Source organism: Pseudomonas sp. GW821-FHT09A09 (genome assembly GCF_059418405.1).
In genome coordinates this window covers 23,286-31,489 of the sequence record NZ_JBWKPU010000031.1, presented here as the reverse complement: position 1 = coordinate 31,489, position 8,204 = coordinate 23,286, and the positions used below count along the sequence as shown (strand labels likewise).

Sequence of the window (8,204 nt, the reverse complement as noted above, 5' to 3'; positions counted from 1 at the left end):
TACCCCCCCCCCCCCCCCTCCCCCCCCCCCCCCCCCCCCCCCCCCCCCCCGGGCTCCTACAAGAGGGGTTTGGCGTTCATGACCAGCCAATTGACCCACCTCGATTAAACCTGTGGGAGCTGGCTTGCCTGCGATGGCGGTGTGTCAGTGATTGATGGGCTGGCTGAGCCACCGCTATCGCCGGCAAGCCGGCTCCTACAGTTGGCTATCGGCGTTACGACTGTTGTGCCTGGCTCACCAGCCAATTCATAAGCGCCTCCAGCCCGGGTGAAGGCTCACTCCCCGAGGGATACACCAGGTAGTACCCCATCCCCGTTGGCACTTGCAGCTCGAACGGCATTGCCAGCCGCCCCGCCTTCAAATCCTCACCGATCAACGCGCTGTCGCCGATCGCCACGCCCGAGCCTTGTGACGCCACCGTCATCGCCAAATCCAGTGTTTCGAAATGATGCCCCTGGGCCAGGTTGCTCAAATGGGTATTCGCTACCTTGAGCCACAGCGCCCAGTCCCGTTCATCCCGCGTGGGGTGCAGCAGTACCTGTTGCTGCAGGTCCGCCGGCGTGCGCAACCCGCCGAGCAAGGCCGGTGCGCAGACGGGCGTGAGTTGTTCGTCGAACAAGTGCCGCGCCTGGGCCGATTGCTCGGCGATGGGCGCGTAGATCACCGCCGCATCGAATTGCTCGCGGCGAAAGTCCACGGTGTAGGCCACGGTGGTGGTGAGTTCCACGGGCACGTCGGGGCGCTCGTGCTGCCACTGCATCAAGCGCGGCAGCAGCCAGCGCATCACACAAGTGGAGGCCTTGAGTTGCAGGGTCTCGCGGCGGCCGCCGATCTGCTCCACTGCTTCGCCGATCAAACCGAATACCTGCTGGGCCCGTAGCGACCATTCGCGGCCTTCCTCGGTCAGGCTCAAACCCCGCGCCTGGCGCCGGAACAAGGCGTAGCCCAAATGGCTTTCCAGCCCGGCAATCTGCCGGCTCACCGCGCCCTGGGTGATGTGCAGTTGCTCGGCCGCGCGGGTGAAATTGCAGCACTGGGCCGTGACCCAAAAAGTGTGCAGCGCGGGCAACGGTGGGAGGCGTTTCATAGGGGCGCAGCCATGACGTGAGGACATGGCTAGTATGACTTTTTATCGATTGTTGCCGCTACGGGCCAGCCGGTCCAATACCGCCTCGAATCCATAACAAGAGCGACATGTATGGCGACCTGCGGCGAAGTATTGGTCCACCTCCTGGAAGGCTACGGCGTGGACCAGGTGTTCGGCATCCCCGGCGTACACACCGTGGAGCTGTATCGCGGCCTGGCCCGCTCCAGCATCCGTCACGTCACCCCGCGCCACGAACAAGGCGCCGGCTTCATGGCCGACGGCTATGCGCGCACCAGCGGCAAGCCGGGTGTGTGCTTCATCATCACCGGCCCCGGCATGACCAACATCACCACGGCCATGGGCCAGGCCTATGCCGACTCGATCCCGATGCTGGTGATTTCCAGCGTGCAGTCACGCAGCCAATTGGGCGGCGGACGCGGCAAGCTGCATGAACTGCCGAACCAAAACGCGATGATGGCCGGAGTGGCCGCGTTCTCCCACACCTTGATGTCGGCGGCGGAACTGCCCGGTGTACTGGCCCGTGCATTTGCCCTGTTCCAGGCCGGTCGCCCGCGCCCGGTGCATATCGAAATCCCGCTGGATGTGCTGGTGGAAAACGCCGACGCCTTGCTCGGCAGCGAGCCGGTCAGCGTGGCCCGTGCCGGTGCGGCGCCGTCAGCGGTGAAGCAGATGGCTCAACTGCTGGCGGCCGCCAAGCGCCCGTTGATCCTGGCCGGTGGCGGCGCCATCGACGCCGCCCCGGAACTGACCCGCCTGGCCGAAACCCTCGGCGCCCCCGTGGCCCTGACCATCAACGCCAAGGGCATGCTGCCCGCCAGCCACCCGCTGTTGATTGGCTCCACGCAAACCCTGGTCGCCACCCGCGCACTGGTGGCCGACGCGGATGTGGTACTGGCCATCGGCACGGAACTGGCCGAAACCGACTACGACGTGACCTTCGCTGGAGGCTTCGAGATTCCCGGCGCCTTGCTGCGCGTCGACATCGATGCCGACCAGACCGTGCGCAACTACCCGCCGCAAGTGGCACTGGTGGCCGATGCACAGATCGCCGCCGAGGCCTTGCTGGCAGAACTGAGCAGCAAGCCCCTGCCTGTGCGCAACCAGGATTGGGGCGCGCAACGGGTCGCCCGCCTGTGGGCCGACCTGGCGCCCACCTGGGACGCCGCCACCCGCGCGCAAACCCTGTTCCTCACCACCGTCCTGGACGAACTGCCCGACGCCGTGCTGGTGGGCGACTCCACCCAGCCGGTATACAGCGGCAACCTCACACTCAACCTCGACCACCCGCGCCGCTGGTTCAACTCCTCCACCGGCTACGGCACGTTGGGCTACGCCTTGCCGGCCGCCATCGGCGCCTGGCTGGGGCGTGGCGACGGGCAGCCGGTGGTGTGCCTGATCGGCGACGGCGGCCTGCAATTCAGCCTGCCGGAACTGGCCAGCGCCGTGGAAGCGCGGGTGCCAGTCATCGTGCTGCTGTGGAATAACCAGGGCTACGAAGAGATCAAGAAGTACATGGTCAACCGCGCCATCGAGCCGGTCGGCGTGGACATCTACACACCGGACTTCATCGGCGTGGCCAAGGCACTGGGCTGCGCCGCCGAGCGTATCCAGGGCAGCGAACACTTACGCACAGCCTTGCGTGCCGCGGCCGATCGCCAGGGGCCGACGCTGATTGAAATCGACCAGGGACTTTGGATGAAGGAGGTAGCGGTATGAGCGCAGTGTTGAACGGTGTGTACATCGACGGTGTATGGCGTGCCGGCCATGACGTGCTGGAGGTGATCAACCCGGCCACCGAGGCGACGTTGGCCCAGGTCAGCGTGGGCGATGCCACAGCCGTAAAACTGGCGGTCGACGCGGCCAGCGCCGCGTTCGGTGACTGGTCCAAGAGTACCGGCCGTGACCGTGGCGCGCTGTTGCGCAAGGTCGCCCAGGGCGTGAGCGAGCGCCGCGAGCAGCTGATGCAGTTGCAGTCGAGCAACAACGGCAAGCCGCTGTTTGAAGCGGGTATAGATGTGGACGACGTGATCGCCACCTTCGAGTACTACGCCGGTGTGGCTGAAGAAATGGACGCCGGGCAAGACCGCCCGGTGGCGCTGCCCAACGATGACTTCAGCGCGCGTCTGCGCCGTGAGCCGTGTGGCGTGGTGGGGCTGATCGTGCCGTGGAATTTCCCGATGGTGACCACCGCCTGGAAGCTCGCCCCAGCCCTGGCGGCCGGCTGCTGCGTGGTGCTCAAACCCTCGGAAGTCACACCGCTGGCGGAGCTTGAACTGGCGCGGATCATTGCCGAAGCGGGCTTCCCGAGCGGTGTGTTCAATCTGGTCTGCGGCACCGGCCTGGCGGTGGGCGCGCCCCTGGCAGCGGACCGTCGCGTGGCGAAAATCTCCTTCACCGGCAGCAACGCAGTGGGCGTGCAAGTGATGCAATGCGCCGCCGAAACCATCAAGGGCGTGAGCCTGGAACTGGGCGGCAAATCCTCGTTGCTGGTGCTGGCCGACGCCGACCTCGACCTGGCGGTGGAACTGGCGTGCGGCGGTGGTTTTTTCAACGCCGGGCAAATCTGCTCGGCCACCAGCCGCGTGTTGGTGGCTGACAGCCTGGCGGATGAATTCCTGCAACGCTTGCAGGCACGGGCTGAAGGCATTCGCGTGGCCGACCCGTTTGCCGACGACGTGGAAATGGGCGCGCTGATCAACCATGCGCAATACCAGCGGGTGCTGGGGCATATCAAGCGTGGCATTGAAGATGGCGCGCGGTTGCTGTGCGGTGGTGAACGGCCGGCCGATCTGGCCAAGGGCTTCTTCATTCGGCCGACGGTGTTTACCGACGTGCCACTGGACAGCGCGTTATGGAACGAGGAAATCTTTGGCCCGGTGCTGTGTGTACGCCGCTTCGCCACCGAAGAAGAAGCCATCGCCCTGGCCAACGACAGCGACTTCGGCCTGGTGGCCAGTGTGGTCAGCCGCAACCCTGAAGCCACCGAGCGCGTCGCCAATGCGTTGCAGGCCGGGCTGGTGTGGATCAACGCGCCGCAAGTGATCTTCCCGCAGACGGCGTGGGGCGGTTACAAGCAGAGCAGCATCGGCCGCGAGCTGGGGCCGTGGGGGTTGGCGGCATTCCAGGAAATCAAGCACGTGATTAAATCCATCTAACAACACACATCCCATGTGGGAGCTGGCTTGCCTGCGATAGCGGTGTGTCAATCAACGCTGCATCAACTGACAGATCGCCATCGCAGGCAAGCCAGCTCCCACAAAAAACCAGTTCCCACAGAGGATTGATGCTGTGTCAGTCAGCCTGTCTGCAATTTTTAGATAGCCCCTGCGACTTTCTCATTTGCCCCCCCCCCGTGCCCATGGCCTGATTCGCCCTTGTTCACTCAAGGCTTGCTCATGGAAAACGTTCACGCAAAACCCACCACCGCCCTGTGGCTGATGATCAGCGTTGTGCTGGTCGCCCTTAACCTGCGCCCGTCGATGGCCGCCGTCGGCCCGCTGTTGTCGTCGATTCGTGGCGAGGTGCCGCTGAGTTTCAGCAGCGCCGCCCTGCTCACCATGCTGCCGGTCATGGCCATGGGCCTGGCGATGTTTTTTGGCATGGGCCTGGCCAAGCGCTTTGATGAACACCGCAGCATCGTGGTGTCGCTGGTGGTGATTGGCGTGGCCACGCTGTCGCGGCTGTTCCTCGATTCAGCGCTGGAGTTGATCGTCAGCGCCATCGCCGCCGGGGTGGGTATCGCGATGATCCAGGCGGTGATGCCGGCGCTGATCAAGTCACGGTTCAGCGACAACGTTTCGCTGTTCATGGGCCTGTACGTCACCGCGATCATGGGGGGCGCGGCGCTGGCAGCGTCGTTTGCACCGTTCGTGCAAGTGCAGAGTGGCAGTTGGCGCATCGGCCTGGCGATCTGGGCGGTGCTGGCGGTGTTGGCCCTGGTGTTCTGGTACGCACAGCGCGTGGTATTGCCGCCGCTGCCCCAGGCCGGGGCCGGGCCTCAGGAATCGTTTTTCGGCAATGGCCGCGCATGGTTGCTGGCGATCTTTTTTGGCTTGGGCACGGCGTCCTACACCTGCGTGCTGGCCTGGCTGGCGCCGTACTACGTGGAGCAAGGCTGGAGCGAACAGAACGCCGGCTTGCTGCTGGGTTTTCTGACGGCCATGGAAGTGGTGTCCGGCCTGGTCACGCCGGCCATCGCTAACCGTCGCCAGGATAAACGCGGTGTGGTCGCGGTGTTGTTGGTGCTGATCATCCTCGGGTTCTGCGGCCTCATTCTCAGCCCGCAACACCTGAGCCTGCTGTGGCCGTGCCTGCTGGGGCTGGGCATCGGCGGGCTGTTTCCGATGAGCCTGATCCTGTCCCTGGACCACCTGGACAACCCGCGCCGCGCCGGTGGCCTCACCGCGTTTGTACAAGGTATCGGCTACCTGATTGCTGGCCTGTCGCCACTTATCGCCGGAATGATCCGCGACCAATTGGGCAGTTTCGAATGGGCCTGGTGGTCGCTGACGGCGGTGGTGGTGGTGATGCTGCTGATCGTCACACGCTTCAATCCGCAGCATTACGCTCGGCATATTCGCTGACGTCGTGTTGCAAACATTATTTGTCCCACACCAAACATAGAAACGCCCTACAGAGCTTTCTATTGGTACGAGCGTTCCGTTAAGCTTTTGCCCTTGTCGCGCGCTGCCACAGTGCCAAGGCTTACCGGATGGAATGGATGCTAAACAGTAATTTGCTCAGAAAGCTCGATATGCAGGACTTGATGGTGTTCATCGCCGTCTACGACCAGAGCAGCGTTACCGAAGTGTCCGAAACGCTGTTCGTCAGCCAGTCCACCGTGAGCTACAGCTTGAAGAAACTGCGCACCAGTTTCGAGGACGAGCTGTTTATCAACACGCGGGCGGGCATGCGGCCGACGTACAAGGCCACCACCATGTATGGCCATGTGCAGAAGATCCTCGAAAGCATCAACCTCTGCCACGCCGGGGGCCAGGCCTTCGACCCGACGCAAAAAGCCGTGACTTTCAACGTGTGCGCCCCGGAATACTTCGAGCAATTGATCCTGCCGCGCCTGCTGAAAAACTTCGACCGCGCCGACCTGCCGGTGATCGTCAATGTGCAAAAGCTGGAAAGCGACATCCCCGCCGACGACCTGCGCGAAGGCCGCCTCGACCTGGTGATCTGTTTCGGCCCGCACTTTCACCGCGCCCACAAAGACTTCAAGACCCAGATGCTGCTCGAAGATGATTTGGTGTGTGTGTTCGACCAACGCTCGGCGCCCCGGGAGCCGGCGTTCAGCCTGCAATCCTTTGTGGAGCGCCGCCACGTGTTCCCGACGCCCTGGACCTCCAACACCAACATGATCGACGGCTGGCTCGCGCGCCAGGCCCACAAGCGCCAAGTGGTGGCGCGGGCCAACAGCTACGGCGCGGCACTGAAGATGATTACCGGCACCGACTTCGTCGTCACCCTGCCCCGCCGCGTGCAAAAGTTATTGGCGCCACCGCCCGTGTTCGGCCATTGCGAAGCACCCAACGGCTTACCAGGGTTCACCCTGGACATGCAGTGGAACGAAACCAGTGAACAGGACAGCGCCAATACCTGGTTTCGCGAGCAAGTCGTAAAAGTCTGCGCGGAACAGGGGTTGTTGTAACCCTTAACCGATGGCGACTTTGCTGTAGGAATCGCGATCGATGTCCAGCAGCTCGACACTCAGTTGCAGCTGTACGCCTTCGGGCCAATCGCCCAGGTCTTGCAGCGCCGCCAACAGGCTTTCGGAGAGCTGTTTCTTGACCTGTGGCGAGCGCCCGCTGAGCAGCGACAGCTTCACCGCGATAAAGCCACGGGAACTCAGGGAGGTGCCGACCTGGAAGCTCTCGACCTTCACGGCGCGGCTCTTGATATCGAACTCGGAACCGAACTGCCCGGATGCCATCAACACATTGTTGAGCCGCAACAGGGTTTTCTCAACGGCCAGGTCTGGCAGGTTGGCGGTGTATTCCAGGTGCAGGTGCGGCATGAAAAGCTCCGAGTACGTGTAGGAAAAGAGTCATACATATAACACGCGGCCGAAATGAATCGGGCTGTTTTGTCGGTGAAACTTCGGTCAGGCGCCCGCGCGAGCGGTCCCGCCTGGAGGGGTTGCCTCAGGATTTGGCGGCCAGCACCGGCAGCAGGTCGCGCTCGCTCATGAACGCTTCCAGCCGCGAGCGCATCCAGCGTTCCGCCGGGTCGGTGTCCACGTGGCTGAGCCAGACCATCGACAGGTCCAGGGTCGGGGTTTCAAACGGAAACGGCTCGCAAAACAGGTTGCCGCTCGCGGCCATGGCCTGGGCGGTGTAGTCGGGCAGGCTGGCGATCATGTCAGTGCCGGCGAGCAAGGCCGGCAGCGCGCTGTACTGCGGCACCGACAGCACCACGTGGCGCTTGCGGCCGATCTCGGCCAGCCATTCATCGGCAAACCCGGACACGTTGGCGGTGTGGGACACCAGCACATGGGGGCGTGCGCAATATTCGTCGAGGGTCAGCGGGGTGTCTGAAGCGTCGGCGCGCAGCAGGCTGGGGCGGATATGCCGCAGCAACTTGCGCTTGGCATTGGCCGGCAGGCCACGCGTTTGGGTGATGCCGACGGTGATGTCGCCCGAGGCCAGCAAGTCCGGGATTCGCCAGTAGTCGACGTGCTGCACCACAAACACCACCAGCGGTGCTTCCTGGCGCAAGGCCCGCAGCAACGGCGGCAGCAGGCCGAACTCGACGTCGTCGGACAGGCCGATGCGGAACGTCATGGTGCTTTGGGTGGGGTCGAAATCGTGGGTCAGGCTCAAGGCCGACGAGAGGGAGTCCAGGGCCGGCGACAGGTGCTGGATGATCTCTTCGGCACGCGCGGTGGGTTCCATGCGATGGCCGACGCGAATGAACAGCGGGTCGTTGAACAGCGTACGCAGGCGGTTGAGGGCCGAACTGATGGTGGGTTGGCCGAGAAACAGCTTCTCGGCCACGCGTGTCACATTGCGCTCCAGCATCAGTGCTTCGAAGACCACCATCAGGTTGATGTCGGCCTTGCGTAGTTCGTTGCGATTCATCGGCGCCTGCC

7 protein-coding genes are annotated in these 8,204 nt (G+C 63.7%); 4 read left to right on the top strand and 3 right to left on the bottom strand.

Annotated elements, in window-relative coordinates; genetic code table 11:
• Positions 1-214 precede the first annotated feature (214 nt).
• Positions 215-1,087: a LysR substrate-binding domain-containing protein gene (locus tag AC07OV_RS23215; RefSeq protein WP_495093060.1), complete on the bottom strand. Its 873-nt coding sequence runs from the start codon at positions 1,085-1,087 to the stop codon at positions 215-217.
• 111 nt (positions 1,088-1,198) lie between these two features.
• Between AC07OV_RS23215 and AC07OV_RS23210 the strand changes: the two genes are divergently transcribed.
• The 4 genes from AC07OV_RS23210 (at position 1,199) to AC07OV_RS23195 (ending at position 6,764) form a co-directional block, all read left to right on the top strand.
• Positions 1,199-2,824, top strand: a complete 1,626-nt coding sequence (locus AC07OV_RS23210) for a 5-guanidino-2-oxopentanoate decarboxylase (protein ID WP_495093059.1) — start codon at positions 1,199-1,201, stop codon at positions 2,822-2,824.
• Positions 2,821-4,263, top strand: coding sequence for an aldehyde dehydrogenase family protein (locus tag AC07OV_RS23205; protein ID WP_495093058.1), 1,443 nt, complete (start codon positions 2,821-2,823; stop codon positions 4,261-4,263). The genes AC07OV_RS23210 and AC07OV_RS23205 overlap by 4 nt, the downstream gene beginning before the upstream one ends.
• Positions 4,264-4,503: 240 nt before the next feature.
• Positions 4,504-5,691, top strand: a complete 1,188-nt coding sequence (locus AC07OV_RS23200; protein WP_495093057.1) for a cyanate transporter — start codon at positions 4,504-4,506, stop codon at positions 5,689-5,691.
• Between the two features lie 137 nt (positions 5,692-5,828).
• Positions 5,829-6,764, top strand: coding sequence for a LysR family transcriptional regulator (locus AC07OV_RS23195; RefSeq protein WP_176995289.1), 936 nt, complete (start codon positions 5,829-5,831; stop codon positions 6,762-6,764).
• Positions 6,765-6,767: 3 nt separating this feature from the next.
• Here the strand turns inward: AC07OV_RS23195 and AC07OV_RS23190 are convergent, their stop codons facing one another.
• Positions 6,768-7,130, bottom strand: a complete 363-nt coding sequence (locus AC07OV_RS23190) for a 5-carboxymethyl-2-hydroxymuconate Delta-isomerase (RefSeq protein ID WP_176995288.1) — start codon at positions 7,128-7,130, stop codon at positions 6,768-6,770.
• A 127-nt stretch (positions 7,131-7,257) separates the two neighbouring features.
• Positions 7,258-8,193 carry a LysR substrate-binding domain-containing protein gene (locus AC07OV_RS23185; protein ID WP_176995287.1) on the bottom strand — a complete coding sequence of 312 codons (936 nt, stop codon included), beginning with the start codon at positions 8,191-8,193 and terminating at the stop codon, positions 7,258-7,260.
• Positions 8,194-8,204: the final 11 nt, after the last annotated feature.